The organism is Vibrio sp. 9-16B-A1 (genome assembly GCF_056726165.1).
The window spans coordinates 181,469-206,444 of sequence record NZ_JBSDZD010000003.1 but is presented as its reverse complement, the minus strand read 5'-3'; the positions used below and the strand labels follow the sequence as shown (position 1 = coordinate 206,444).

The 24,976-nt window shown below is 52.1% G+C and carries 24 protein-coding genes; 8 read left to right on the top strand and 16 right to left on the bottom strand.

The genetic code is table 11. The features are described 5' to 3' along the window. Positions 1 to 143: 143 nt before the first annotated feature. Positions 144 to 581: a MarR family winged helix-turn-helix transcriptional regulator gene (locus tag ACVB80_RS06975; RefSeq protein ID WP_481080557.1), complete on the bottom strand. Its 438-nt coding sequence runs from the start codon at positions 579 to 581 to the stop codon at positions 144 to 146. A 103-nt stretch (positions 582 to 684) separates the two neighbouring features. Between ACVB80_RS06975 and ACVB80_RS06970 the strand changes: the two genes are divergently transcribed. Further along, positions 685 to 996 (top strand): DUF3861 domain-containing protein, encoded by a 312-nt coding sequence (locus ACVB80_RS06970; RefSeq protein WP_481080556.1) that lies wholly within the window; start codon positions 685 to 687, stop codon positions 994 to 996. 122 nt (positions 997 to 1,118) lie between these two features. Here ACVB80_RS06970 and ACVB80_RS06965 read toward each other — a convergent pair whose 3' ends face one another. The 3 genes from ACVB80_RS06965 to ACVB80_RS06955 all read right to left on the bottom strand — a co-directional run bounded on the left by ACVB80_RS06965 (position 1,119) and on the right by ACVB80_RS06955 (position 4,420). Continuing rightward, positions 1,119 to 2,330, bottom strand: coding sequence for a multidrug effflux MFS transporter (locus ACVB80_RS06965; RefSeq protein ID WP_481080555.1), 1,212 nt, complete (start codon positions 2,328 to 2,330; stop codon positions 1,119 to 1,121). Positions 2,331 to 2,560: 230 nt separating this feature from the next. Continuing rightward, on the bottom strand, positions 2,561 to 3,436 hold the full coding sequence (locus ACVB80_RS06960; RefSeq protein WP_481080554.1) for a nuclear transport factor 2 family protein: 876 nt from the start codon (positions 3,434 to 3,436) through the stop codon (positions 2,561 to 2,563). Positions 3,437 to 3,565: 129 nt separating this feature from the next. Then, positions 3,566 to 4,420: an SDR family oxidoreductase gene (locus tag ACVB80_RS06955; RefSeq protein ID WP_481080553.1), complete on the bottom strand. Its 855-nt coding sequence runs from the start codon at positions 4,418 to 4,420 to the stop codon at positions 3,566 to 3,568. A 116-nt stretch (positions 4,421 to 4,536) separates the two neighbouring features. Here ACVB80_RS06955 and ACVB80_RS06950 point away from each other — a divergent pair, with 116 nt between their 5' ends. After that, positions 4,537 to 5,427, top strand: coding sequence for a LysR family transcriptional regulator (locus tag ACVB80_RS06950; RefSeq protein WP_481080552.1), 891 nt, complete (start codon positions 4,537 to 4,539; stop codon positions 5,425 to 5,427). A gap of 82 nt (positions 5,428 to 5,509) precedes the next feature. On the opposite strand, the gene ACVB80_RS06945 is transcribed toward ACVB80_RS06950, so the two are convergent. From ACVB80_RS06945 to ACVB80_RS06925, 5 genes are all read right to left on the bottom strand, one after another. Next, on the bottom strand, positions 5,510 to 5,848 hold the full coding sequence (locus ACVB80_RS06945; protein ID WP_481080551.1) for a TehB family protein: 339 nt from the start codon (positions 5,846 to 5,848) through the stop codon (positions 5,510 to 5,512). A 16-nt stretch (positions 5,849 to 5,864) separates the two neighbouring features. After that, positions 5,865 to 6,428 carry a class I SAM-dependent methyltransferase gene (locus tag ACVB80_RS06940; protein ID WP_481080550.1) on the bottom strand — a complete coding sequence of 188 codons (564 nt, stop codon included), beginning with the start codon at positions 6,426 to 6,428 and terminating at the stop codon, positions 5,865 to 5,867. Positions 6,429 to 6,459: 31 nt separating this feature from the next. After that, positions 6,460 to 7,605 (bottom strand): NADH:flavorubredoxin reductase NorW, encoded by a 1,146-nt coding sequence (gene norW, locus ACVB80_RS06935; protein WP_481080773.1) that lies wholly within the window; start codon positions 7,603 to 7,605, stop codon positions 6,460 to 6,462. Beyond that, complete coding sequence (gene norV / locus ACVB80_RS06930; RefSeq protein WP_481080549.1) at positions 7,605 to 9,095, bottom strand: anaerobic nitric oxide reductase flavorubredoxin; 1,491 nt, start codon at positions 9,093 to 9,095, stop codon at positions 7,605 to 7,607. Before norV ends, norW begins: the two co-directional genes overlap by 1 nt. A gap of 243 nt (positions 9,096 to 9,338) precedes the next feature. After that, the gene (locus tag ACVB80_RS06925; protein ID WP_481080548.1) at positions 9,339 to 10,112 is read right to left on the bottom strand and encodes a ferredoxin--NADP reductase; all 774 of its coding nucleotides are present in this window, start codon (positions 10,110 to 10,112) and stop codon (positions 9,339 to 9,341) included. A gap of 191 nt (positions 10,113 to 10,303) precedes the next feature. Here ACVB80_RS06925 and norR point away from each other — a divergent pair, with 191 nt between their 5' ends. Next, the gene (gene norR / locus ACVB80_RS06920; protein ID WP_481080547.1) at positions 10,304 to 11,866 is read left to right on the top strand and encodes a nitric oxide reductase transcriptional regulator NorR; all 1,563 of its coding nucleotides are present in this window, start codon (positions 10,304 to 10,306) and stop codon (positions 11,864 to 11,866) included. A 56-nt stretch (positions 11,867 to 11,922) separates the two neighbouring features. Here norR and ACVB80_RS06915 read toward each other — a convergent pair whose 3' ends face one another. The 3 genes from ACVB80_RS06915 to ACVB80_RS06905 all read right to left on the bottom strand — a co-directional run bounded on the left by ACVB80_RS06915 (position 11,923) and on the right by ACVB80_RS06905 (position 13,739). Further along, positions 11,923 to 12,339 (bottom strand): VOC family protein, encoded by a 417-nt coding sequence (locus ACVB80_RS06915; RefSeq protein WP_481080546.1) that lies wholly within the window; start codon positions 12,337 to 12,339, stop codon positions 11,923 to 11,925. Positions 12,340 to 12,393: 54 nt separating this feature from the next. Then, the gene (locus ACVB80_RS06910) at positions 12,394 to 13,161 is read right to left on the bottom strand and encodes a YoaP domain-containing protein (protein ID WP_481080545.1); all 768 of its coding nucleotides are present in this window, start codon (positions 13,159 to 13,161) and stop codon (positions 12,394 to 12,396) included. Between the two features lie 245 nt (positions 13,162 to 13,406). After that, positions 13,407 to 13,739, bottom strand: a complete 333-nt coding sequence (locus ACVB80_RS06905) for a tRNA-binding protein (RefSeq protein ID WP_481080544.1) — start codon at positions 13,737 to 13,739, stop codon at positions 13,407 to 13,409. A 268-nt stretch (positions 13,740 to 14,007) separates the two neighbouring features. Between ACVB80_RS06905 and ebgR the strand changes: the two genes are divergently transcribed. The 5 genes from ebgR to ACVB80_RS06880 all read left to right on the top strand — a co-directional run bounded on the left by ebgR (position 14,008) and on the right by ACVB80_RS06880 (position 21,883). Further along, positions 14,008 to 14,991 (top strand): transcriptional regulator EbgR, encoded by a 984-nt coding sequence (ebgR, locus tag ACVB80_RS06900; RefSeq protein ID WP_481080543.1) that lies wholly within the window; start codon positions 14,008 to 14,010, stop codon positions 14,989 to 14,991. A gap of 247 nt (positions 14,992 to 15,238) precedes the next feature. Next, positions 15,239 to 18,328: a beta-galactosidase subunit alpha gene (ebgA, locus tag ACVB80_RS06895; RefSeq protein WP_481080542.1), complete on the top strand. Its 3,090-nt coding sequence runs from the start codon at positions 15,239 to 15,241 to the stop codon at positions 18,326 to 18,328. A 3-nt stretch (positions 18,329 to 18,331) separates the two neighbouring features. Further along, on the top strand, positions 18,332 to 18,784 hold the full coding sequence (locus ACVB80_RS06890; protein WP_481080541.1) for a beta-galactosidase subunit beta: 453 nt from the start codon (positions 18,332 to 18,334) through the stop codon (positions 18,782 to 18,784). Positions 18,785 to 18,858: 74 nt separating this feature from the next. Continuing rightward, positions 18,859 to 20,289, top strand: coding sequence for an amino acid permease (locus ACVB80_RS06885; protein ID WP_481080540.1), 1,431 nt, complete (start codon positions 18,859 to 18,861; stop codon positions 20,287 to 20,289). Between the two features lie 160 nt (positions 20,290 to 20,449). After that, entirely contained in the window at positions 20,450 to 21,883 is a 1,434-nt protein-coding gene (locus ACVB80_RS06880; protein ID WP_481080539.1) for an amino acid permease, read from the top strand. A gap of 65 nt (positions 21,884 to 21,948) precedes the next feature. Here ACVB80_RS06880 and ACVB80_RS06875 read toward each other — a convergent pair whose 3' ends face one another. The 4 genes from ACVB80_RS06875 to ACVB80_RS06860 are packed head-to-tail and all read right to left on the bottom strand — an operon-like array spanning position 21,949 to position 24,957. Next, complete coding sequence (locus ACVB80_RS06875) at positions 21,949 to 22,404, bottom strand: low molecular weight protein-tyrosine-phosphatase (protein ID WP_481080538.1); 456 nt, start codon at positions 22,402 to 22,404, stop codon at positions 21,949 to 21,951. 3 nt (positions 22,405 to 22,407) lie between these two features. Continuing rightward, the gene (locus ACVB80_RS06870) at positions 22,408 to 23,802 is read right to left on the bottom strand and encodes an O-antigen ligase family protein (protein WP_481080537.1); all 1,395 of its coding nucleotides are present in this window, start codon (positions 23,800 to 23,802) and stop codon (positions 22,408 to 22,410) included. Positions 23,803 to 23,853: 51 nt separating this feature from the next. Beyond that, positions 23,854 to 24,531 carry a hypothetical protein gene (locus ACVB80_RS06865; RefSeq protein WP_481080536.1) on the bottom strand — a complete coding sequence of 226 codons (678 nt, stop codon included), beginning with the start codon at positions 24,529 to 24,531 and terminating at the stop codon, positions 23,854 to 23,856. A gap of 27 nt (positions 24,532 to 24,558) precedes the next feature. Further along, complete coding sequence (locus tag ACVB80_RS06860; protein ID WP_481080535.1) at positions 24,559 to 24,957, bottom strand: VanZ family protein; 399 nt, start codon at positions 24,955 to 24,957, stop codon at positions 24,559 to 24,561. Between the last annotated feature and the right edge of the window lie 19 nt (positions 24,958 to 24,976).

Genomic DNA, 24,976 nt, shown 5'->3' with positions numbered 1-24,976 from the left:
GAGAAAAGTGTGAAGCGACTCGATGAATTTATCGCCACTGTTACCGGGAGAAGTTTTGAGCAGACAGATGGAACAAAGGCCCGGTGAAGGGCCTTTTTGAAGCAGTGATATCCGGAGTGCCCGTGGGCAGAAGGCTTTCAGCCTCACTCCTGTTCCGGCTTCGCCAGGTTCTCCGCCATTTGCCCCGCGACTTTCTGAAACACAATCAGCTCTTCCTCACTGACTCCCTCAGCCATCAGCGCATTAATCTTCGCATCCAGCTCCGTGATTTTCTCCAGAACTGCTGCGCCACCTTCAGTGATCAAAAGTCGCTGGCTGCGCTTATCTTCAGGATTTGGCACTTTCTCCACCAGCCCTTTATCGAGCAGAGTTTTCAACAGGCGCGTTACCTGAGCCTTATCCCGGTTAAGAAAGTTCGCAATATCAACCGCGGTACAAACGTCACGACGATTGATAATTTTCATCACTCTGACGTGCATGGGGGCAATACCCAGTCCCAGCTTTTCTATGTACTCATGCAGGTGACGTTTCAGCACATGAACCAGACGAAACACATTCTCCAGGGATTTGCTTTCCCGCATTACGGATCTCCTTACTCAACATTTAGTTGACTTTGTCAGCCAATCGGATATAGTTGACATTATCAATCATGCTTGATGCCATTTCAAGGCTGGAGAAGAAACTATGAGAAACGCACACCATTACCGCGTCACTATTGAGCAAATCCATCCTGAAGAGGGAACAACGGTTCAGTCTATGCAGCTGGCGCTTGAAGAGCGCGATGATATGTTTGCTATCGTCGACAAAATGAAAAAGTCGAGCGGCCTTGAAGCCGATACCGCAACCCGGCTGGGGGTAGGCCTGAAACTGCTGGGGCCGGTGATGATGGAACACAGAAAAAATCCTCTGTTCTCAGAGCTGATGCCGCATTTCGGCCGTTTTATGGGTAACCTGAAACGCACACTGAAAGCAGCTTCAAAGGCAGAAGCTGAATAAGCAAGCGAAACAGAAAGAGCCGGTACTGAACTCAGTACCGGCTCTTTTTTTGCCTGCAGTTCGTAAACCGCTTAGTGCAAGGGCGCGTTGATCTTTCACGATCAACACACCCATGTTCCTCATCAGCCCGCAGCGGGACAGACCAGATTCTCAGTAACGTAACCTTTGTTCCGCACCAGCATCCAGCCCAGGCTGCACAGCAGACCGATGGTCAGCTGGATCACGCCGAGGTTGAAGATCAGTGACTCAGGGTGCAGCGTCACCAGCATCATACCCACCGAGCCGCTGATCATACCGACGAACTGGATAAGCGCGACAGCAGAGCCGGTATCTTTATCCTGCTGGTCCAGCATCAGGTTAGTGCCCGGGATCCGGGTGGTAATGATGGACAGGGTCACAGGCGCAGCCAGCGCAGCAAACACAAACGGTGAGCTGTCACCAACCGTTATCATCAGCGCACCAGCTACAGCAACGACGGCAAAACAGGCCCGGATGATCTTCGCTGCCGAAATACGCTGAGACAGCTTCATATAGATAGTCGGGCCAAACGCAGCGGTCAGCGCGTTACAGGCAAATGCAAAGCTGAACTGCTGCTCGGTCAGACCAAAGTGGTTGATATAGACGTACGAAGAAGCGGCCAGAAATGCCATCATCGCCATCGGCGCAATGGAAAAGATCGCCAGCAGCTTCACAAACGAAGTGTTTTTCATCACTGCGCCAAGGCGTCCCCACGATTCTACGAGGGTTCCCTGATAACGTTGGTGCAGCGTCTCTTTGTAGCAAAGCGCGAAGATAAGCGCGATACCGCCAAACAGCGCCAGGCTGACAAACATCATCCGCCAGGACGCGACTTTGAGCAGAAATGCCCCCAGAACCGGCGCCACCATTGGTGCGATAACCACCAGCGACATCACTATCGCCATGATCTTCTCGCGCTCCCGCCCTTCAAACATGTCTTTCACTATCGCCGTAGCAACAACAGTTATCGCAGAGCCACCAAAGGCCTGCAGCAGACGCGCCAGGATAAGGGACTCAATATTCCATACCGAAGCACAGAACAGGCTGGCACCGATATACATCACCATACCGGTGAGCAGGATGGGTTTGCGCCCCTGCTTTTCACTCAGTGGTCCCCAGAACAGCAGGCCTGCAGCATATACGACAAAGTAGACGCTCAGGGTCAGGTTGACCATCGACTGGTCAGTATTAAAATTCGCGACCATCTGCGGCAGTGCCGGCAGGTAAAGGTCCACGGTCAGCGGCGGAAACGCACTGATCAGAACAAGAAACAGGATAGTGCCGATACGGCCTAAAATGGGTTGTTTATCTTTCAATCGTTATGCCTTATTTCAGATTGGTTTTCAGACCAGTCCGGAGTGCGAAAATGCTGCACCTTCAGGGACCAGCCGGGAATACAGAAATCAAACTAGTTGACAATATCAATCAAAATACAAAATGTAATTGACTTTGTCAACTACATTGATCAACACATGAAAGCATGTCTGACTCACAGCGCTATCCTGAATACAAAAAAGAACCTCTGCCAGAGAGGTTCTTTTACTAATTAAAACATACCGTTAGAGTGGGCCATTTCCTTTGGAATTTCCTGAATGATGTCCCAGTGCTCAACGATCTTGCCGTCTTTGATACGGAACAGGTCGTAGAAAGCCTGTGGTTTGCCGTTCCAGCGTCCTTCACTCTGGGTCAGAACAAAATTACCTTCGCCCAGAATGCGGTGAACCTTGTGGTACTCGAACATGTTGTTCTGGGAAGCGAGATACGCCAGCGCTTCATTCAGGCCATCCAGACCGTCTTTCACCGCTGGGTTGTGCTGGTCATACTGCACGCTGCTGATGTACTCACCGATTTTCTCCGGCGCTTTACCAAAGAAGACATCATCCATGAACCTGGCGACCAGCGCTTTGTTCTGCTCAGTCTTATCGGTATCGGTTACCTTTGTCGGACCATCGAACTGTGAACGGCCGCTGGCGGTCTCTTTCACGATTGGGGCAATCGCATCCCAGTGTTCTGCGACCTGGCCATCCTGCATGCGCCACACATCGAACGTCACCACTTCTTTGGCGCCAAATGCCTGCGCGTTATCGTAGGTGTTGTGCATGATGATGAAGTCGCCATCTTCCAGAAGACGATGCGTCTTATACGTCAGGCCAGCCTCTTTCAGCGCCGGAAGAAAACCGATTGCCGGAGCCAGACCTGTTGGCACATGCGGGTTGTGCTGAATATAGTCTTCGCGGAAATACTTCTTCATTGCTGCTGCATCAAAGTCTGTAAAGAAAGCGTTCTGAGCTTTCATCGCTGTCTGTTTCATAGGGCTGTTTACCTGTAGTTCGTGAGAGTTAGCTGCGCCACTTACCAGCGTGCCCAGCAGAGATACCGATGTCAGCAGTGCTGCCGTCAAACAAGATTTTGGTGTTTTCATTTCAATGAATCCTCACAGATGTGCCGCAAACACGGCATAGTACTTAGCTCAAATAGTTATATTTTTTATTGGGTGGCGACAGTCTCAGGGAACCAGGAACCCGCCGCCGGGTTACTTAAACTAGTTTAATTAAGCCAGCGTCGCTTTAAGCATCTCAGCAAGGCTGGTTGTCGGGCGGCCGATCAGCGTGCTCAGATCCCGGCGCTCTTCAAACAGTCCGCCTTTTGACGCACCGACATCAGAGTCTGCCAGCAGCGCCGCGAATGGTTCAGGCAGCCCGGCCCCCATCAGGGCCTCTTTAAACCCGTGCTCCGGCATGTTCACATAAGGGATTTCCTTACCTGTCTCCCTGCTGATCAATGCCGCCAGTTCTGAGAGCGTGTATGACTCATCCCCGGCGAGTTCATACACTTTACCGGCCTGAGATACGTCCGATGCCATTACCACTGCCGCAGCCTCTGCATAATCCTCTCTTGCCGCCGAGCTGATACGCCCCTCACCTGCGCTGCCGATGTAAGCACCGTGCTCAACAGACGCCGCTACGCTCGCCAGATAGTTCTCGGTGTACCAGCCATTGCGAAGCAGTACATGCGGCACGCCGCTCTCTTTCAGGTGTTTCTCGGTCTCGATATGCTCTGCGGCCAGCCCCAGCGGCGAACTGTCGGCACGCAGCAGGCTGGTATAGGCGATAAGCGATACGCCTTCTGCCTTCGCAGCATCGATGACGTTTTTGTGCTGCTCAACCCGCTGACCAATTTCACTTGATGAGATAAGCAGGACTTTCTCTGCACCGGCAAAAGCGGTTTTCAGCGTTTCAGGGCGCGAGTAATCCGCTTCACGAACCTGAACACCCAGCGCCGATAACTCACCGGCTTTCTCCGGAGAGCGCACCGCCGCGACAATCTGCGACGCATCCACTTTACCGATAAGGTGTTTGATCACCATGCGGCCCAGCTGGCCATTTGCACCTGTTACAACAATCATTTTCTGACTCCACTCGTTACTGAATTGCGATGGAGTAACTATATAGTTTTGTCATTGATAGATAATTAGCCATTATATAAACTGATAGTTAAGCGTGACTAAACAATGTGGGCAATATGATCTCGATTGATGACATGATGGTGTTTACCCGGGTGGTTGAAACCCGGTCTTTTACCAAAGCAGCCGAAGAGTTAGGGCTAGGTAAAGCCAGGGTCTCCCAGATAGTGACCCGGCTTGAGCAGGAGCTGAGCGCCCGCCTGCTGCACCGCACCACCCGCTCACTGTCGCTGACAGAGACCGGGGAGCGTTACTACAAAAAGTGTCAGATGATCCAGGAGCTGGCGATACGGGCCAACAACGAAGCGCAGAAGTTCCGCACAGAGCCAAGCGGCCTGATCCGGATATCTACTCCGGTCGGTGATACGAAATACGTCAGTCTGTTCAGCCAGTTCCTTACCCGCTACCCTCAGGTTCAGCTCGATTTGATAGAAAGCGACGCTTACAGCGATCTGATCGAGTCCCGCTGTGATATCGCTATCCGCGCTTCTTCGGCGTTAGAAGACTCAAGCCTTTACGCCACCAGAATCGGTGAGTTTGACGATATTCTGTGCGCCTCTCCTGAGTACCTCAGGCGCTTTGATAATCCTGAGACCGCCCAGGATCTGCTCAGGCTTGACTGGATCAGTCACGACATTGTTCAGGGCGATAAGCTGCTGATACTGACCTCCTCACAGGGTGAAAAGATCCGGTTAAACAAAAAGCCCAAAGTGCGCGTACGCACCACCACCACACTGAAGAATTTTCTGCTCAATCATGTTGGCTTCGGTGTGCTTCCCAGTTTTGCGATAAAAGATGAATTAGCTGAAGGGAGGCTGGTGCACATCCTGCCTGAAGTTCACAGCCACACCATTTCCCTGTATGCGGTTTATCAGAATAAGGCGCTGATGCCAGCAGGGATCCGGATGCTGATCGACTTCCTTAAACAGGAAGGGGGAGAGTTTCACTGAGCGGCAAACGCAAACAGAAACCGCACCCACCACAAAAAACAGGCGGCATATCATTATGCCGCCTGTCCGGACAGGCCTGAAGCTATGACCTGGCGTTGTACATTTTCTGGTCTTTTTTATCGGAGTCAGACCAGAAGTTAATGTTGAACTGAGCGTCTTCACTCAGCTCAATACGGTGCCAGTACTGTGGCGGACTGGTGGCAAAGCTGCCTGCCGGGATCACGACCTTTACCTCAGGCTCTGTCGCGTGCTCGTCAGCAAAACCGTAATAGGTCACTACCCCTTCCATCACGCAGAGCTGGCCGAACACGCCTGCTGCGGTGTTATGGTGAGAAAGCAGTGCCTGAGGCACGTTTTCATTGGTGAAAAATGGGGTTGAGCGTTGAATCGTCCAGTTTTCAGGAATACGTTGGTGGCTCATAACTGTTCTCCTCGAATTAATCGTTGGTCTTTTTTTTAAATGTCAGAATATAGTGGTCCGGGCAGCCGTCAGAGTCGAAGTCCATGACTTCAAAGCCCGCTGTCGTGACTTCCTCCTTCGCCATAGAAGGAGAAACTCTTGCATTCTCCCCTTTGAAATCAACAAAGACGTATTTGGTGTTCAGCCCGGTCTGTTCGAACACACGGCGTAAAAATGTGCCGCGATTTTGAATAAAGCGGTATGTGTTGGCGAGAAATACCACCTCAGCATCTGAAGGAATACAGGGGTCTTCTGCCTTTGACAAAATCGGGGTGACGTTCTGGTGCTCTACACCTGAGAACCGGTTTTGCATGTACGCCACCATATTTGGCTCGCAATCAATGGCGTACACCCTGCCGCTTTTCAGCTGCTCAGAAAAAATGCTGGAGAAGTAACCGGTACCCGCGCCAATATCCGCGATGATACAGTTCTCACTCAACGCCAGAGTACGGATGATATGACTCGTTTTCTGCCACTCCTCGCGATTACTGTTGTCAAAAATCTCTTTGAGCCGCTCCGGCTCGGAAAAGCTAATACCCATAGTTTTCAAATTTCCGCTTTAGTGATGTTGATTACGAAGAGCTGGTCTGCAGTTCCCTCAGCAGGGGAAATGCCTGGTTTACGTTATCTTTGGTCACGACAAACCCCGTCATACGCTGCTGCGTGTCATAAGCTTTGGCGACAGTACCCTGCTCAGAGAATGTCACCTGCCACCGGGAGCTGGCGTCGTAACTGCCGGCCACCTGGATTGGATAGCCGGGTGTTTTTACTTTAACCATCATTGCAGGCAGCTTAAGCGGGGCCACGTCAGACAACAGATCAGCCGCCAGCGTATTTGCGCTTAAGATAATAGGCTGAAGAAAAGCCATCACTTTGCCATCAATTTCTGCGCAGTCACCCAGGGCGTAAATATCCTCCTGAGTCGTCTTCAGTTGTTTATCGACCACGATGCCGCGATTGACCTCAGCACCAATGCTCTGCGCCAGCTCAGTGTTGGGTACTAATCCCGCGGCAGAAATCACGCAATCAGCCTCATACACCACGCCTTTAGCGGTATTGACTGTAACGCCCTGGTCGCCGTGCGACACTTCGGTCACATAATCAAGACACTCGACCTCAACGCCCTCACTGCGCAGCTGTTTTTCCAGCGAAGTGGCGACAAAGTCAGGTAACAGGTTCGCCATCAGGCCAGCTCCGGGCTCGATAAGACGAACCTGCTTTCCACTGGCAGCAAGATCCATCGCCAGCTCAGTCCCGATAAGTCCGCCGCCCATCAGCAGAATGCGCTTTGATTCGCCGATATGCTGCTGCGCATTCCGGTACTCTTCCAGGCTGTTCAGGGTCACGACCGTATCTGCCGCATCCCCTTTTATCCCGGGAACAAACGCTCTCGCTCCGGTAGCCAGAACCAGTTTGGAGTACCGGTAACAGGCACCATTGGCGATGATGGTGTGAGCCTTCACATCTATGGACTCAACCCGGGTATTGGCGAAGAGCTCAATCTGGTGACGCGCCGCAAACTCCTCCCCTGTCAGGGTGACCAGATCATCCGCACTCTGGTCACGGGTAAAAACATGGCTCAGGTCCGGCTTGTTGTACTCGTCCCCGTTATCAGCGGTGAACACCTGAACGGGCATATCGGTGCTTTTACGACGAAGTGTCTTAACCAGCTGGTAAGCGGCAAAGCCGCTGCCAATAATGATCACCGGAGCATTCATCACGCCGCCTCCACACCATCTTTACTGTGTTCAACAAAGACTTCTTTACCCAGGTTACAGTCCGGGCAGAGGAAGTAATCCGGCACATCGTTCCACGCAGTACCTGGTTCAACGCCCTGATTAGGCTCGCCAACTGCAGGGTCATAAACCCAGTTACACACGGTGCAGATCATGCACTGGCAGTCAGCAGGATGCGCGCTGTTATCCGTGGCACTGGTGGCACCGTTTGCCTGCGCAGCCGGAGTCGCCAGCTCGGTAACCTGCTCCTGTACCTGCTGTGTTGCAGCGCCATTATTTAACATCCAGTGCTTGGCAATCTGACGTCCGTGCTCACGGCACTCGCGCATTGCTTTACCGTCGGGACGCCACTTGGCTTTCAGGCTCAGTGCGGTTTCAAATCCTGCGTCGGTCAGGCGGGCATGTATACGGTCCACTGCCCCGCCGTTCCAGCCGTAGCTGCCAAAAGCAGCGGCTTTCTTACCCTTAAATCTCAGCCCGGTGATCTCCTCCAGCATGCCGGCGATCTTAGGCATCATGACGTTGTTCATGGTCGATGAACCGACGAAAATCCCTTTGGAACGGAACACATTCGCAAGGATCTCATTCTTGTCATGTTTAGAGACGTTAAACACTTTTACCGCCACTTTCGGGTCAACATCATGAATACCCTGCGCCATCGCATCGGCCATCATGCGGGTGTTATTGGACATGGAATCGTAGAAGATGGTGATGCGGTCTTCCTGATAGTTGTCCGCCCACTCCAGGTACTGGTGCACGATCTGAGTCGGGTTGTCACGCCATACGATACCGTGCGAGGTCGCGATCATATCGACCGGAACATTAAAGCTCAGAACCTCGTGAATCTTCGCCGTCACCAGGCTGCTGAACGGTGTCAGAATATTGGAGTAGTAACGCAGACACTGGTCCATCAGCTCGTTCTGATCGACCTCATCGTTAAACAGGCGTTCGTCGCAGTAGTGCTGGCCAAAGGCATCATTACTGAACAGTACCGCATCGCCGGTCATATAGGTCATCATGCTGTCCGGCCAGTGCAGCATCGGCGCTTCGATAAAGATCAGTTGCTTACCGTTACCGATATCAATGGTGTCGCCGGTTTTTACGGTTTTGAAGTTCCACTCAGGGTGATGATGATGGCCGACAATGGAGTCGATGGCCGCCTCAGTACAGTAAATAGGCGTACCCGGGATCTTCTCCATCAGGGCAGAAAGCGCACCTGAGTGATCTTCTTCCGCGTGGTTAACCACAATAAAATCGATCTCATTCAGATCAATTTCCATCTCCAGATTCTGCAGAAACTGATGACTGAATCGATGATCAACGGTATCAATCAGAACGGTTTTCTCTTCACGGATCAGGTAGCTGTTATAGCTGGTCCCTTTCGTCATTTTGTACTCTGTGCCGTGAAAGTCCTGAACCTCCCAGTCGCGTTGTCCAACCCAGTGAATGTTATTTTTAACGTGGATAGTCATTATTTCTTTTCCTGTTACTGCAAAAATAAATTAATTTCTGTCCCTTATATTGCAGCCAGCGTGCCAACTTTTTAACTTATTGTTTTTATTGAAAAATCAACTATTACAGTAAAAATAACTGTCATAATGACACGGCCATAAAGAGTATCAAAAGGACAAACCATTGTCATAATGACAACCCAACAAAACAAAAAAGGGAGATTATTTTCAATCCCCCTGAAAAGAAGTAATACCGGTCTGTCTCTACCAGTAATTTTCGGCAGCAAAGTGACCTGTTTTACGCCTCAGATGCTTGCGGTACCCCATCGACTTCAGCGTATCAGCCGTCTCTTTAACCATCCCGGGATTCCCGCAAAGATAGACAAAACTCTGCTCCGGGTCGAGACGGACGCAGGCGGCACGTTCGAGCTCTCCATTACCAAGCAGCAGCGGTATTCTTCCAGACAGAGTTCCGGAAGCCTGTTCTCTGGACACAATTGGCACATATTCAAATTTCCCCGGATAAAGGTGGCTGAGTTTATTGATCACATCCTGATAGACGAGATCAGACTGATAACGTACTGCGTGCACCAGCACTAACTGATTGAAACGATGACTGGTTTTCCTGTCTTCCAGCATCGACAAGAAAGGGCCTATTGCGGTGCCGGTAGAAAGCATCCATAACTCCCTGGCACCGACAGGAAGTTCATCAAGCGTCATAAAACCCGCCGCTTCTTTCCCGACATAAACCAGCTCCCCTTCGGATAACTGGTGCAGTAACGGGGAAAGCTGTCCGTCCGGACAGGTGACAATCAGAAATTCCAGCTCCCCTGTATCAGCATAGTGATCAGGATGATTCACTATTGAATAAGCCCTTCTCACCAGCTCTCCGCTGGTATCAAATAACGCCAGTTTGGTGAACTGTCCCGCTTTAAATGAGACCCCCTGTACTTTTACTGTGATAGAAAACAGCGATTCTGACCACTCCCTGCGCTTAACTACCGCGGCCGGAGCAAAACCCGCCAGACTGTTTATCATCTGCATACCCCCTGAAATGGATAACTAACTTCCCTTTCCTTAACGCATTTACCATGCCGGAAAGGTAAAACCATAAATATCAGTGAGATAGCTCAAAACCCTGACCAGGTTTGTAAAATTGACAATGACTTAAGTTTGTCAATAAGATAAATTAACTATCAATAAGACAAAGATATAACAGGAACGTATTAATGGTCGCTCAGGTAAGCAAAGAGTGGGTGCAGGTAGCGCAGGATATTACTTCAGGTATCTCCGCCGAAGACAGGTTTAACCGGCTGCTTTCAACCATCCGCGACACACTGCATTGTGACGCTTCCGCACTGCTGCTGTTTCGGGACCAGCAGTTTGTCCCGCTGGCGATCGACGGTTTGAGCAGCGATGTACTGGGCCGCCGGTTTGCAGTAGAGCAGCACCCAAGGCTGGAAGCGATAGCCCGCGCCGGTGATATCGTGCGCTTTCCATCAGACAGTGACCTCCCTGACCCCTATGACGGCCTGATCCCAAATCACGATGATGAGCTGAAAGTTCACTCCTGTATCGGCCTGCCGCTGATGCAGGACGACCGCCTGATTGGCGCAGTCACCATAGATGCATTTGATCCGGTTCAGTTTGAGCGTTTTGAAAACGACGATCTGCGGATCATCAGCGCCCTGGCAGCCAGCAGCCTGAACACTGCCCTGTTGATGGAAAAGCTGGAACAAACCGTTGGAATGGGAGCAGTCAGTAACTCTCCCAAACACACCAACCGGCTGACCCACTCAACAGAGATCATCGGTCAGTCCCGCCCTATGTTTGACCTGAAAAACCATATCGATGCGGTCGCCAGAACCGATCTGTCTGTTTTGATCATGGGCGAAACCGGTGTGGGTAAGGAGCTGATTGCCAATGCTGTTCACAGCCAGTCGGACCGCAGTAATGAGCCACTTGTCTACCTGAACTGCGCCGCCCTGCCGGAGTCCGTCGCGGAGAGTGAGCTGTTCGGCCACGTGAAGGGCTCATTTACCGGCGCTATCAGTAACCGTAAAGGTAAGTTCGAGCTGGCGGATAACGGGACGCTTTTTCTGGACGAGATTGGTGAGCTTTCCCTGTCCCTGCAGGCCAAACTGCTGAGGGCACTTCAGTATGGCGATATTCAGCGCGTCGGCGATGACCGTAATATCAAGGTGAACGTTCGCATCGTTGCCGCGACAAACCGGGTTATGCACGAAGAAGTCACTGAAGGTACGTTCCGCGCAGACCTCTATCACCGTCTGAGTGTGTTCCCGCTGTTTGTACCACCGCTGAGAGAGAGGGAAAACGATGTGGTTCTTCTGGCCGGCTTTTTTGCAGAGCGCTGTGCCCATAAACTCGGGATGACCAATATCAGCCTGGCACCTCAAACGCTGACCCTTCTCCAGAGCTACGCCTGGCCAGGTAACGTGCGTGAACTTGAACACGCCATCAACCGGGCTTCTGTCATCGCCAAATCCAGCAATCAGGGCGATCAACTGGTACTGCTCCCCGGACACTTCGCGCTTACGCCAGAGGCTGCAACCCTCTCACAATCCGCTGAACCACAGGTGACAGGCATAAGCGATCAGGACCTTGACAGCTATAAGCAGTCAGGAATGAAAGAAGCCATGGTGCAGTTCCAGACCCGGCTGGTACAAAAGGCCTACCTGGATAACGACAAGAACCTGAGCGCAACGGCAAAGCAGCTCCAGGTTAACTCTGGCAACCTGCACAGGCTGATGAAAAGGCTGGGGCTGAAGTAAGTCGCCCCCTGCAGACAGGCCGGGATGAAGCACTTCCCGGCTACTCTAATGTCTGACTATCGTTTTGCCATAGGATGGTCAGGATTCAGCTGAAGCAGGTCCCACAGGTTGCCATACAGATCTTCAAACACCGCCACCGTTCCGTAATCCTGCTCTTTTGGCTCACGTACAAACTTAATACCCAGGGATTTCATACGCTCATAATCACGCCAGAAGTCATCGGTGTTGAGGAAAAGGAACACCCTTCCTCCCGCCTGGTTACCGATAAAGTCCAGTTGCTCAGGCTTGGATGCTTTTGCCAGCAGCAAAGTTACGCCGTGTGAGTTTGGCGGTGCCACCACTACCCAGCGCTTATCCTGCTCCGGCTGATAAGTATCTTCGATAAGTTCAAACTGAAGCTTGTTTACATAGAAATCTATCGCTTCATCGTAGTCTCTGACGACCAGCGCGATATGGACGATGTTCTGTTTCATGGGTGACCTTTGGATATGGGTAATGAAATACAGAATTTGCCAGATATCAAGCGCCTATGTTGTGCTCACAGTAACAAACTTATCAAACCGGCTGTCCATACAGGCACTCACGTCAGTAGTAATAAAGTCACCGTTGAAGTAAAGGCTGAAGATGGTGGCAGGTGACGGGCAATTTTGCGCCTGGGTCGCGGTTTCAAGCTTAATGACTTTCAGAGGAATGCCCCGTTTATTACAGCTTTCTGTCAGTGACTCTCTGACGTGATACTCAGTAAACGGGCATCGGTTGGAGTAGTAAACAACACAGCCGTCTGCATCGACTTGCGGGGTTTGTATGTGGGGTAAAAAAGCCGGTTTGTATTCGTCATCCACCAACGGCAGGTAAAGCAACACAAAGTCATTGGGCGCGCTGTCGCAAATCTCAAAGCCCTGCCTCATGAGCCATTTGGTATCGCTCATAAAGTGTTTTTTCTTTTTTCCAACCACGGTTACCAGCCCGCGCTTACCCAGCTTTTCAGCCGCCAGCCTGGCTCTGCTTAAAAGTTCCTTTCCATGCCCATTCCCTTTGTATTTGCCGGATACCCAAAAGCAGCCCAGCGCCAGGCACTCTTTTGCTTCTATCGGCAGCCAGGCACTCTCGGCGGGGCCATACTCAATAAAGACTTTGGCCCTTTCGTCCAGCCGCTCAAATACGTAACCATGCTCAAACTCACCGGACAACCACTGCTTTTTGGCTTCGTACCCGGCAATGCATTTCTTGTCTGAAAAAGCACAGCAGATATGTTCATGTTCGATAGTGGATTTGGTCAGTGAGATATATTCCATGTTGCCCCCGGTTAATCAGAGCGCCAGAAGAGTGGCTGATACTGAACTGTAGCATCCGGAGTAAAAGCAGGACGCAAGGCAGGTCACGTCCTGTGATACTGCTGGTCGTTTAGGGCAAACCGTAGGAAGGTGATCACTGTGGCCCCCCTCTGACTCCTCCTTGCAGAAGGGGGAGGACTTATTTTTGTACATACCGGACAGCCGGATTCTGACGGTGTTATTTATCTCCTGCTGAACTGAACGGCTTATACGATCCTTACACCCGGTGCCATCGCGCGCTCAGGTGTCAGCAGTACGCTTTCAGACTCGTCGTCGGTTTCAGCGCAAAGCAGCATGCATTCAGAGGTTTCACCACGCATTTTGGCTTTTGCCAGGTTGCACAGTACCACGACCTGTTTGCCCATCAGTTCCTCTTCTGTGTAGTACGGCACCAGGCTGGTGACGGTCTGAAGAGTACGTTCGCCAACATCGATCTGCACTATATAGAGTTTGTCCGCATTCTCATGACGGGCAACTTCGATGATTTTCCCGGTTCTGATTTCCAGTTTGGCAAAATCTGAATAGGCAATGATTTCCATCTGATATATCCTTTTGGTAAAAATTTTAGTAAAAATGCAAGTTAACAACTTTTAGCCGGATAAAAAGTGGCCGGGATCGCATTTTTGAGCGATGAGTCATTTACCGGACTCTGCCCGCCCTCTGCTCCCGCATTGAGAGACAGTTAAATTTTGCAGCACTTTTTTTAGTAAAAAACACCCCATTTATCACTGAATTGTTTACAATCAGGGCAGTTATAGATCCAACACTCATCAGGATGGTGAGTCACGCCAAAGGAAAGCGAACCGTATGGCAACACTGAAAGATATCGCAACCGCCGCAGGCGTTTCGCTGGCGACGGTATCCCGGGTACTGAACGATGACCCGACGCTGAGCGTAAAAGAAGAGACCAAGCACCGCATTCTCGAAATCGCGGAAAAGCTGGAGTACCGCACCAGCAGCGCCCGGAAGCAAACCACCGAGCGCAAACAGCAGCACCACTTTGTCGCGGTGTACAACTACAGGCAGGAAGCAGAAGTAAACGACCCTTACTACCTCTCGATCCGCCATGGCATCGAAACCCAGTGTGACAAGCTCGGTATCGAGCTGACCAACTGCTACGACAGTGATCTGGATGCACTGGAAGGTAAAGTCAGCGGCGCGCTCATGGTAGGGCGCAGCCCGGCCAGCGTGGTCACCCAACTGCTGAAGAAAACCGACAATATCTGCTATGTGGATTTCAGCGATAAGGACGCCCGCTTTGACTCAGTAGACATTGACCTTGCGCGGATCAGTAAAGAGATCACCGACTTCTTTATCGGCCAGGGCTATGAGCGCATCGGCTTTATCGGTGGGCAGGATGAGCCCAATAAACCCGATATCCGCGAGCTGGCCTTCGCCGAATACGGACAACTGAAAGGCGTAGTGTCTGCCGGTGATATCTACCGTGGTGATTTTACCAGTTCATCCGGTTATGACCTTGCAAGAGAGATGCTGAGCAAAGGCGACCATCCTGGGGCGCTTTTTATCGCCTCTGACTCAATCGCTATCGGGGTACTGAGGGCTATACATGAGCAGGGACTGAGTATTCCTGACGATATTGCTCTTATCAGCGTTAACGATATTCCGACCGCCAAGTTTACGTTCCCGTCTCTGTCTACGGTTCGGATTCATTCAGAAATGATGGGAATTCAGGGAGTTAACCTCTTGACAGAAAAGGCCCGCGATGGCCGGGCACTGCCACTGCAGGTCTATGTGCCGAGTAAACTCAAGCTGCGCGGTACCACCCGCTGAGCCTTTCTGTATAAGGCATTCCGCTGTTCAATAACGCTGCCCTGGCAGCGTTTTTTTACGCCTCCGCTTCACCAAACACAAACCTTCCCCCAGTTAATCTCCGTTTTATCGCCCGGATCACAGCTTTCTCTGTCAGCCAGGGTAAAAGCGTGATCGGGTTAAAGATAAACATTTTTTACCGATCTATTTTAGTAAAAGTTTTACTAAACTCATTCCCATATTACAAACACCCGCTTCGGGAGGCATCGTGAACAACTGGGAAAACTTCCTGCACTTACATGAGAACCGTATGGCACCCCGTGCTTACTTCTTCTCTTATGACAGCGCCGAGCGCGCCAAAACCTTTCAACGTGAACTGAGCAGCCATTACCTGCTGCTCAGCGGCCAGTGGCAGTTTAACTACTTCACCAACCCACTGCTGGTACCAGAAGAATTTTACTCTCAGCCAATGTCCGGCTGGGGACAGATCACCGTACCAAATATGTGGCAGATGGAAGGCCACGGTGAACTGCAATACACCGACGAAGGATTCCCCTTCCCAATCGACGTACCGTTTGTCCCAACCGATAACCCAACCGGGGCTTACCAGCGCACGTTCACCCTGAGTGACCAGTGGCAGGACAAGCAGACCATCATCAAGTTTGATGGCGTCGAAACCTACTTTGAGGTTTACGTAAACGGCCACTACGCGGGCTTCAGCAAAGGCAGCCGCCTGACCGCCGAGTTCGATATCAGCCAATACGTCAGTCAGGGTGAAAACCTGCTCTCTGTGCGTGTCATGCAGTGGGCCGATTCGACCTATATCGAAGACCAGGATATGTGGTGGACCGCGGGGATCTTCCGTGACGTCTACCTGGTAGGTAAAGAGCCGGTACACGTTCAGGACCTGACCGTACGCACCGACTTTGCCGCTGATTACCAGAGCGCGACCCTCTCATGTGAAGTAGCGCTGGAGAACCTGAGTGAGCTTCAGGCCAGCGGCTATCAAATCGAATACACCCTGCTGGACAGCGAGCAGGTGGTGGCGCAGGGCAGCACAGACAGACTGACCTTCGACAACGACACCAAAACCCGTTTTGCCATTGATGTGGTGCAACCAAAACAGTGGAACGCAGAATCTCCGCACCTCTATCAGCTGCTGATCACCCTGAAGGATTCTCAGGGCAGAACTGTGGAAGTCATTCCACAGCGGGTCGGTTTCCGCGACATTAAAGTTCGCGATGGCCTTTTCTATATCAACAACCAGTACGTGATGCTGCATGGCGTTAACCGCCACGACAACGACCATATCAAAGGCCGTGCCGTGGGTATGGACCGGGTAGAGAAAGACCTGCTCCTGATGAAGCAGCACAACATCAACTCAGTGCGTACCGCTCACTACCCGAACGACCCACGCTTCTACGAACTGTGTGATATCTACGGCCTGTTCGTAATGGCAGAAACCGACGTAGAAACCCACGGTTTTGCCAATGTGGGTGACCTCAGCCGCATCACCAACGATCCGGCTTGGGAAGCGGTATTTGTTGAGCGCGCCGAACGCCATGTACACGCGCAGAAAAACCACCCGTCCATCATCATGTGGTCACTGGGTAACGAGTCCGGCTACGGCTGCAACATCCGCTCTATGTACGAGGCAACCAAAGCAATCGACGACACCCGCCAAGTGCACTACGAAGAAGACCGCGACGCCGAAGTGGTGGACGTGATCTCCACCATGTACTCACGTGCACAGCTGATGAACTACTTTGGCGAACACCCGCACGAGAAACCGCGCATCATCTGTGAATACGCTCACGCGATGGGTAACGGCCCTGGTGGCCTGACCGAGTACCAGAACGTGTTCTACAAACATGACCATATTCAGGGGCACTTTGTGTGGGAATGGTGCGACCACGGCATCCTGGCCAGGGATGAAAACGGCGAAGAGTTCTACAAGTACGGTGGTGACTACGGGGATTACCCGAACAACTACAACTTCTGCATGGATGGCCTCGTCTATTCAGACCAGACTCCGGGCCCGGGCCTGAAAGAGTACAAACAGGTGATCGCGCCGGTGAAGATCCGCGCCTGCGACGCCGAAAAAGGCCGCTTTATCATCGAAAACAGGCTCTGGTTCAGCAACCTGGATGACTACACCATTACCGCTGAAGTGCGCGCAGAGGGAGAAACTCTGGCCTCATTGCCGCTCAAAGCCAAAGCGCTGGCGGCGAACAGTGAGCGTGAGTTCAGCGTTGAACTGCCTGAGCTCGATGGCCGCGAAACCTTTATCAACTTTACCGTGCGCAAAGACAGCCGCACCCCGTACAGCGAGGCTAATCACGATATCGCGGTTTATCAGTTCCGGCTGAAAGAGAACAGTGCTGAGCAGCCTGAGCTGGTTAACCACAACGCAACCGCGCTGGCGCTGGAAGAGAGCCGCCTTGAGCACCGTATTACCGGCCACAACTTTGCCCTGACCTTCTCCAAAGTGAGCGGCAAGCTGACCTCATGGCGGGTTAACGGTGAAGAGATGATTGCCTCTGAGCCAAAGCTGAACTTCTTCAAACCTATGGTGGACAACCACAAGCAGGAACACGAAGGCCTCTGGGAGCCGGCGCACCTGCAAATCATGCAGGAGCACTTCCGCACGCTTGATGTGAGTGAGAAAGATGGCACGGTTGAAATCACCACCACCAGCATTATTGCTCCGCCGGTATTTGATTTTGGTATGCGCTGTACCTACCGCTACCAGATCGGAGCCGAAGGTCAGCTCAATATCGAACTGAGCGGCGAGCGCTACGGTGACTATCCGCACGTTATCCCGGTTATCGGACTGGACCTTGGCATCAAAGCGGAGTTTGACCAGGTAAGCTACTACGGCCGCGGCCCGGAAGAGAACTACCAGGACAGCCAGCAGGCCAACCTTATCGATATCTACCACTCGACCGTCGCTGGGATGTTTGAGAACTACCCGTTCCCGCAGAACAACGGCAACCGTCAGCACGTACGCTGGGCAGCACTGACTGACCGCAGTGGCTGCGGACTTCTGGTGAAACCGCAGCAGGAGATCAACTTCAGCGCCTGGTTCTACACCAGTCAGAACCTGCATGAAGCGCAGCACACCAATGAGCTGGAAAAGAGCGGCTATATCACCCTCAACCTGGACCATCAGGTAATGGGTCTCGGCTCCAACTCCTGGGGCAGCGAAGTGCTCGATACCTACCGGGTGTATATGGACCGCTTCCGCTACGGCCTGACCCTGATGCCACTTCAGGCAGGGGATTGCAGCGCCCAGGCGATGGCAGGCCACAGCTTCGGCCACGGCTTTTTCACCCCAACTTCAGAAAACGAGGCGTAATCCATGATCGTGCTAGAGAGCTTAGAGCAATTCAAACAGGTATACCGTGAAGGCCGCAAATGGAACCGCTGCGTAGAAGCCATTGAGAATATTGGCAACATCCGCGACGGCGTTATGCACTCCATCGGTGATTCCCTGGTGTACATGATTGAAAGCGGCACCACAGCAGCAAACGAGCTGTTTGAAGGTAACCGCCGTTACTTCGACGTGCACTACTACCTGGAAGGGCGTGAAAGCGTGGAAGTGGCGGAGAAATCCGGACTGACCACAGCCAAAGCCTATCAGAACGAAACCGACCGCGAGTACCTGAGCGGCAAAGGTGACGTCCACCAGCTTTGCGAAGGTCAGGTGGCGATATTTGAAAACAACAAGGCGTATCGTTTTCACGGGGATGGCGAGGTCCGCAAGGTGGTCCTTAAAGTCACCATTGAAGACGGCTATTTCCTGAATAAATAAAAACAACAGAGGGGCAACGCCGCGCGTATGCCCCTCCCCTACGATTCCAAACGTGATTCACCGGAGACAGATAAATGTCTGATTCAAAACGTAATACGATAGGTAAGTTCGGTCTGCTGTCACTGACCTTTGCTGCCGTATTCAGCTTTAACAACGTGATAAATAACAACATCGAGATTGGCCTCGCCTCGGCACCTATGTTCTTCCTGGCGACCATTTTCTACTTTATCCCGTTTTGCCTCATCATCGCTGAGTTCGTCTCGCTGAACAAAAACTCCGAAGCCGGCGTCTACGCCTGGGTGAAGAGCTCACTCGGCGGGCGCTGGGCGTTTATTTCTGCCTACACCTACTGGTTTGTAAACCTGTTCTTCTTCACTTCGCTGCTGCCGCGGGTTATCGCTTACGCCTCGTACGCGTTCCTGGGCTACGAATACATCCTGACCCCGTTTGCCACCACAGCGCTGAGCATGGTGCTGTTTGCGTTTGCCACTTACGTGTCGACCAACGGTGCCAAAATGCTGGGGCCAATCACCTCGGTGACCTCTTCGCTGATGCTGCTGCTCACCCTGTCTTACATTCTGCTTTCCGGCGCTGCGCTGGTCGGTGGCGTGCAACCGGCAGACCCGATCACAGTTGATGCGATGATCCCTGAGTTCAGCTGGGCATTCCTCGGTATTACCACCTGGATCTTTATGGCGGCAGGCGGTGCGGAATCGGTCGCGGTATACGTTAACGACGTAAAAGGCGGCTCCAAATCGTTTGTCAAAGTCATCATCCTGGCGGGTATTTTTATCGGCGTGCTCTACTCAGTCGCTTCGGTACTGATCAACGTATTTGTACCGGCAGAAGAACTGAAATACACCGGCGGCTCAGTGCAGGTATTTGAGGGTCTGGCAGCGTACTTTGGTCTGCCTGAAATCATGATGAACCGCTTTGTCGGCCTGGTCTCTTTCACCGCAATGTTCGGCTCACTGCTGATGTGGACTGCGACTCCGGTAAAAATCTTCTTCTCTGAAATCCCGGCCGGGATCTTCGGTAAGAAAACCGTCGAGCTCAACGAGAACGGGGTACCGGCTCGCGCGGCCTGGATTCAGTTCCTGATTGTTATCCCGCTGATGATCATCCCGACTCTGGGTTCAAACACAGCGCAGGATCTGATGAACACCGTAATCAACATGACCGCTGCGGCGTCGATGCTGCCACCGCTGTTTATCATGCTCGCTTACCTGAACCTGCGCCTGAAACTGGATCACCTGAAGCGTGACTTTGTGATGGGTTCACGCGGCTTTGGTATTGCCGCTGTCTCGGTACTTATCGCCATCTTCACCGTGGGCTTTCTGGCCTCAACCTTCCCGACCGGCGCGGACATCATGACCATCCTGTTCTACAACGTGGGCGGCATCGTGATCTTCCTTGGCTTTGCCTGGTGGAAGTACAGCCAGTACGAGAAATCCCTGAGCAAAGATGAGCGGCTCAAAGAAGCCACGCCAGGGGTGAGCGTCTGATTAAGTATCCACTGATTTAAATCATGCGCATATCCAAACCAGTTAAACAACGTTAGTCAGCAACCCTGGGCAGGGGGATTCCTGCCCGAACACAAGACATACATCCCGGACCGGAATGCCGGGATGGCACTATAATTGACGTGATTCACCGGAGGACACCATGTCTGATTCCATGCGCGGCACCATTGGCAAATTTGCCCTGCTGTCGATGACCTTTGCGGCGGTCTTTAACGTCCGCAACATAGTCAACAACAACATCGAGCTGGGCCTGAGCTCAGCACCCATCTTTTTGCTGGCAACCGTTGTCTACTTTATTCCGTTCGTGTTTATTATCGCTGAGTTTGTCTCGGCCAATAAAGACTCAGAATCGGGAATGTACGACTGGCTGAAAAAACCGCTTGGCACCAGGTCTGCCTATTTGGGCTCATTCCTTTACTGGTTCGTAAACCTGTTCTGGTTCGTCTCCCTGCTGCCGAACGTTATTGCCTATGCGTCTTACGCGATGCTGGGCTACGAATACAACTTTTCACCTATGGTCACATCGGTTATTTCCATTGTGCTGTTTGCTGCCGCGACCCATATCTCCACCAAAGGCGCAAGCTGGCTTGGCAAGATCTCTGAAATCGTCGCCTACGGCGTATTTGCCCTGTTTGGTATCTATGTGCTCGGCGCGCTGATGGCGCTGGGCGGTGACCATACCCCGGCTCAGCCAATCACCATGGAGGCTATGACCCCGACCATCAACTGGGCGACTCTTGGCATTATGTGCTGGATCTTCCAGGCGGCAGGCGGCGCAGAAACCGCAGCGGCCTACCTGAATGATGTGAAAGGCGGCCAAAAATCCTTTATCAAAGTGATCATCGCAGCCGGCGTTCTGATCGGCGGTATGTACGCTGTCGGCTCACTGCTGGTCAACGTGTTTGTCGCCAGTGAGGATCTGACTTACGCAGGCGGTATGGTCGAGATCTTTACCGGTATGGCGACCTACTTCGAAGTATCCCAGACGCTGGTCGGGCGCTTTGTCGGGATCATCCTGTTTATCGCCATGTTCGGCTCTATGATGATGTGGACTGCTGCGCCGGTAAAAATCCACTTCTCAGAGATCCCTCAGGGCGTTTACGGCAAGAAAACCACCGAACTCAATGAACATGGCGTGCCGGTGCGCGCGGCCTGGTGGCAGTTTGCGTTTGTGTTCGTCATGCTAATCGTCAACGGCTTTGGCTCTGAGTCCGTTCAGGAGATGATGAACACCGCCATCAACCTGACCGCTGGTACCGCGATGCTGCCACCTATCTTTATCATGGTGGCCTACTTCGTCTTCCGCTGGAAACACGACGATACCCCGCGTGACTTCCGCATGGGCTCACGGGGCTTTGGTATGGGCGTGGTATCCATGCTGATCCTTATCTTCGTCGTCAGTATGACAGCCTCCGCGTTCCCGACCGGTGTCGACCTGGTTAAAGCGTTCTTTATCAACGTATTTATGACCGCGGTGTTCAGTGCCCTGGCGTACTGGTGGATATCCCGCTTTGAAAAAAAGCAGGCTTTAAGCAAAGAGACTGACAGCCAGGCCAGTCCGGCTGCTCAGCTGTAACGGTATAAGGCCGCGGCAGCATCCGCGGCCTCACTCTTCCTGCCAGACGCCCCCAAATCGCAGTCTTACACCTGCTCGCAGATCAGCCGTTTTTCCCAGCTCTTTACCGCGCGTTCCAGAAGCTGAAAACAACATTTAAAACGGTCAATGGATTCCCCTATCGGATCTTCAACATGACCATGATTTATCCACTGTCCAACAGGAATCGTTTTTCCCCTGGCCTCCGGCACCACCCTGGCAACCTGAGCGCAATGGTCATGTGTCATCACCAGGATCAGGTCAAACCGTTGTGCCAGTTCCGTAGTCAGTTGTCTGGCCCTGTGAGCACGAATATCCAGACCATACTGAGCGGCAACAGCAACAGAATTACTGTCAGCCGGATGACCGGTTAATCCGCTTTCATCAACAATAAGCCCGGCAGACTCTGTTTCAAGCTCCGGAAGATATTTGAGAAACAGTGCCTCCGCCATCGGTGAACGGCAGATGTTTCCTGAACAAACAATAAGAATACGCTGAAACACCTCTCACCCCCTGGCTGTGCAGTCGGCGTCCACACGCGAAACAGCCGGAAGGTGCGCCGTAGCATTAGCCAGAAAGAGGATAAGAATAAATGTCAGCGCATTAGCTGATGGCTGCAACTGAAAATCGACCGAAATGTGCAGCAACATCCCTAGGATAGCCATCACACTCCCAAGGGCAATCCCTTTCATGGTTTTACTGTTTCGTCGTCGTATGGTCCCGATTGCACGGAGCAGACAGAACAGAACAACTGCCCCCAGCAACAGCGTTGCCGGGATCCCTGCCTCAGCAGCAAACTGAAGGTAATCATTATGGGCGTGGTCATAAAAACCGATGTTGCTCTGACTGTACGCAGGAAAGACAGTATAGAAAGTGGCCATCCCTGTACCTGTCCAGAAGTAATCCCGGATAATGTCCAGCCCCCAGAGTACGACCTGGTCACGGGACTCCCCGGCAAGTGAAGTCTCCGCAAGCCGCTGAGATACATTTTCAAGCCCGAACAGTGCGCCAACCACCAGGGTATCCACTGCAATAATACTGACAATTAATATCGTCAGGGCGCGGGGGCGATCCCGGTAAAGGAACAGTGCCAGCAATCCTCCGGCAAGCGTCGCAAAAAAGAACGCACTGTTTCCCATTCTTGAACGCGTCATCACCAGTGCGACTACCATGATGATCAAACACAGCCTGACCAGCATTTTGCCACTCAGAACGCCGGTCAGTAATCGCTTCATACTGTTTACTCCTGAACCCGCACTGCTGGTGTGCATATGGGAAACAATCCAGCCGATCCCCAAACACAGGGTCATCATCAGATAGTTAGCAAGGTGATTCTTATACACAAATGAGCCTGTAGCGATGCCCTTTTCCTCATAGCCAAACAACAGGCTCTCGGGGAAGTCGAGCAACACGACAAGCGCGGCGTAAAACGCCTGAAGCGTACCGCTGATAATCAGCGTCAGCACAACCGTTTTCAGACGTTTCCTGCTGTTGATCAGCAAAGCCGCATTAAACACAAACAGGGTGTAACAGATCCCTTTTACCAGAGATCCGGCAGTGCTGAGTCTTTCCAGCGACAGATAGCCGGATGAGAGCCCTGTCAGCTGATACACCGCAGCACTTTGTTCAGAAACAAGCGCCAGCCATGACAATGGCAGAGGTACAATCTGAAGCAAAACCCAGAGCTGAAAAACGGCAAGCCCTCCAAGAAGCAGCCCATATGGCTTCAGCCGCTCCAGCGGCAACCTTCCCTGATAATGCCCAAGGATCAGAAGGGTTTGCAGGACTATCCAGCCTTCCATGATAGCCCACGCCCATGAACGGTTACTGCCAAGTGGTACCGGCAGCCAGATCAAAAGCAGGATCATAAGAATAAATGCCAGGTTTTCAGCGTGCTTCATATCACTTCCGTTTGATCATTCGTGTTCCCACTGCCTTTCAGCTGCAGTTAATCAGTTTCCTGAAACCACATCTTCACCGCCTTCCCCGTCGTCACCCGCTTCATCATCTTCCCCGGGCTCTGAGTCATCGTCTTCGTCATTATCATCGTTATCGTCATCATCCTGATCATCATCGTCATCCTGATCATCATCATCCCGGTCATCATCGTCGTCATCTGAACGACCTGCAGCCGTCGCTTCCGCAACAGACGTGGGGTCGATACCGGTTTCGATAGCTGCCGTAGTAACCAGCTCATTGCTTAAACCAGCAGACTGCGCAGCTTCCACAATCTGACTGACTCCATCCGGAACTACCTCCATCGCAGTTCGGACCACTACTTCAGGGGAAACACCCTCAGCTGTCAGCGCCGCCTGTACTATTTCAGATACCGCCGACGGCTTTGCCTCCAGCGCAGACTGGATAATCAGCTCAGGTGAAACCAAGGCGACAGCCAAAGCACTTTTAACCAGATCCGCTACCGGAACCGCATCTGACTTCACCAGTGCCTCCACAATAGAAGCTGCCAGTTCAGGGTTTGCAGAAAGCAGCGACTGAATATTTTCCTGAAAATAGTTTCCCTGCAATTGCTTCAGCAACTCTGACTGCTGCTCAGTCAACTCTGCCAAAGCTCCGGCCGAGCCCAGGCCAAGAGACATTGCGATAAGAGTTGGTATTATTTTCTTTTTCATGGTGTTACTCCCTGTTCATGATGGTCATTAATCCAACCTAAACTGTCTTTTTTGAGCGTTCATCTTATCCATAACACCGGCAGCTGCAGCGCCCACTGCACTCCCGCCAATGTTGGCCACTAAATCGGCCACTGCAAACTGCCGGCTGCTGATAAACAACTGAGCCAGCTCATCTCCGGCCAGCAGCACCATAAGAGGTACCAGCAGCCAGCTTATTCTGAATCGACTGAACCGCATGCGGTCAGGTGCCAGTCGCTGAGACAGGAAACCAAGGGTAAAAGCGATCAAAATGTGTAAATAAAGATCGCTGCCCAACAGCTGCTCTGCCTGAAGGATGTACTCTGTCATCCACCCTATTGACTTAAACAGTGACAAAAGCCCTGCCAGTAACACACTGAGTCCCCAAACTGCCCACCGTACAATCATCCGGTCAGCAGGCTCTCTG

Coding starts and splice junctions, on each gene's coding strand:
- ACVB80_RS06975 (WP_481080557.1), bottom strand. CDS start 581: ATGCGGGAAAGCAAATCCCTGGAGAATGTGTTTCGTCTGGTTCATGTG.
- ACVB80_RS06970 (WP_481080556.1), top strand. CDS start 685: ATGAGAAACGCACACCATTACCGCGTCACTATTGAGCAAATCCATCCT.
- ACVB80_RS06960 (WP_481080554.1), bottom strand. CDS start 3,436: ATGAAAACACCAAAATCTTGTTTGACGGCAGCACTGCTGACATCGGTA.
- ACVB80_RS06955 (WP_481080553.1), bottom strand. CDS start 4,420: ATGATTGTTGTAACAGGTGCAAATGGCCAGCTGGGCCGCATGGTGATC.
- ACVB80_RS06950 (WP_481080552.1), top strand. CDS start 4,537: ATGATCTCGATTGATGACATGATGGTGTTTACCCGGGTGGTTGAAACC.
- ACVB80_RS06945 (WP_481080551.1), bottom strand. CDS start 5,848: ATGAGCCACCAACGTATTCCTGAAAACTGGACGATTCAACGCTCAACC.
- ACVB80_RS06940 (WP_481080550.1), bottom strand. CDS start 6,428: ATGGGTATTAGCTTTTCCGAGCCGGAGCGGCTCAAAGAGATTTTTGAC.
- norW (WP_481080773.1), bottom strand. CDS start 7,605: ATGAATGCTCCGGTGATCATTATTGGCAGCGGCTTTGCCGCTTACCAG.
- norV (WP_481080549.1), bottom strand. CDS start 9,095: ATGACTATCCACGTTAAAAATAACATTCACTGGGTTGGACAACGCGAC.
- ACVB80_RS06925 (WP_481080548.1), bottom strand. CDS start 10,112: ATGATAAACAGTCTGGCGGGTTTTGCTCCGGCCGCGGTAGTTAAGCGC.
- norR (WP_481080547.1), top strand. CDS start 10,304: ATGGTCGCTCAGGTAAGCAAAGAGTGGGTGCAGGTAGCGCAGGATATT.
- ACVB80_RS06915 (WP_481080546.1), bottom strand. CDS start 12,339: ATGAAACAGAACATCGTCCATATCGCGCTGGTCGTCAGAGACTACGAT.
- ACVB80_RS06910 (WP_481080545.1), bottom strand. CDS start 13,161: ATGGAATATATCTCACTGACCAAATCCACTATCGAACATGAACATATC.
- ACVB80_RS06905 (WP_481080544.1), bottom strand. CDS start 13,739: ATGGAAATCATTGCCTATTCAGATTTTGCCAAACTGGAAATCAGAACC.
- ebgR (WP_481080543.1), top strand. CDS start 14,008: ATGGCAACACTGAAAGATATCGCAACCGCCGCAGGCGTTTCGCTGGCG.
- ACVB80_RS06890 (WP_481080541.1), top strand. CDS start 18,332: ATGATCGTGCTAGAGAGCTTAGAGCAATTCAAACAGGTATACCGTGAA.
- ACVB80_RS06885 (WP_481080540.1), top strand. CDS start 18,859: ATGTCTGATTCAAAACGTAATACGATAGGTAAGTTCGGTCTGCTGTCA.
- ACVB80_RS06880 (WP_481080539.1), top strand. CDS start 20,450: ATGTCTGATTCCATGCGCGGCACCATTGGCAAATTTGCCCTGCTGTCG.
- ACVB80_RS06870 (WP_481080537.1), bottom strand. CDS start 23,802: ATGAAGCACGCTGAAAACCTGGCATTTATTCTTATGATCCTGCTTTTG.
- ACVB80_RS06865 (WP_481080536.1), bottom strand. CDS start 24,531: ATGAAAAAGAAAATAATACCAACTCTTATCGCAATGTCTCTTGGCCTG.
- ACVB80_RS06860 (WP_481080535.1), bottom strand. CDS start 24,957: ATGATTGTACGGTGGGCAGTTTGGGGACTCAGTGTGTTACTGGCAGGG.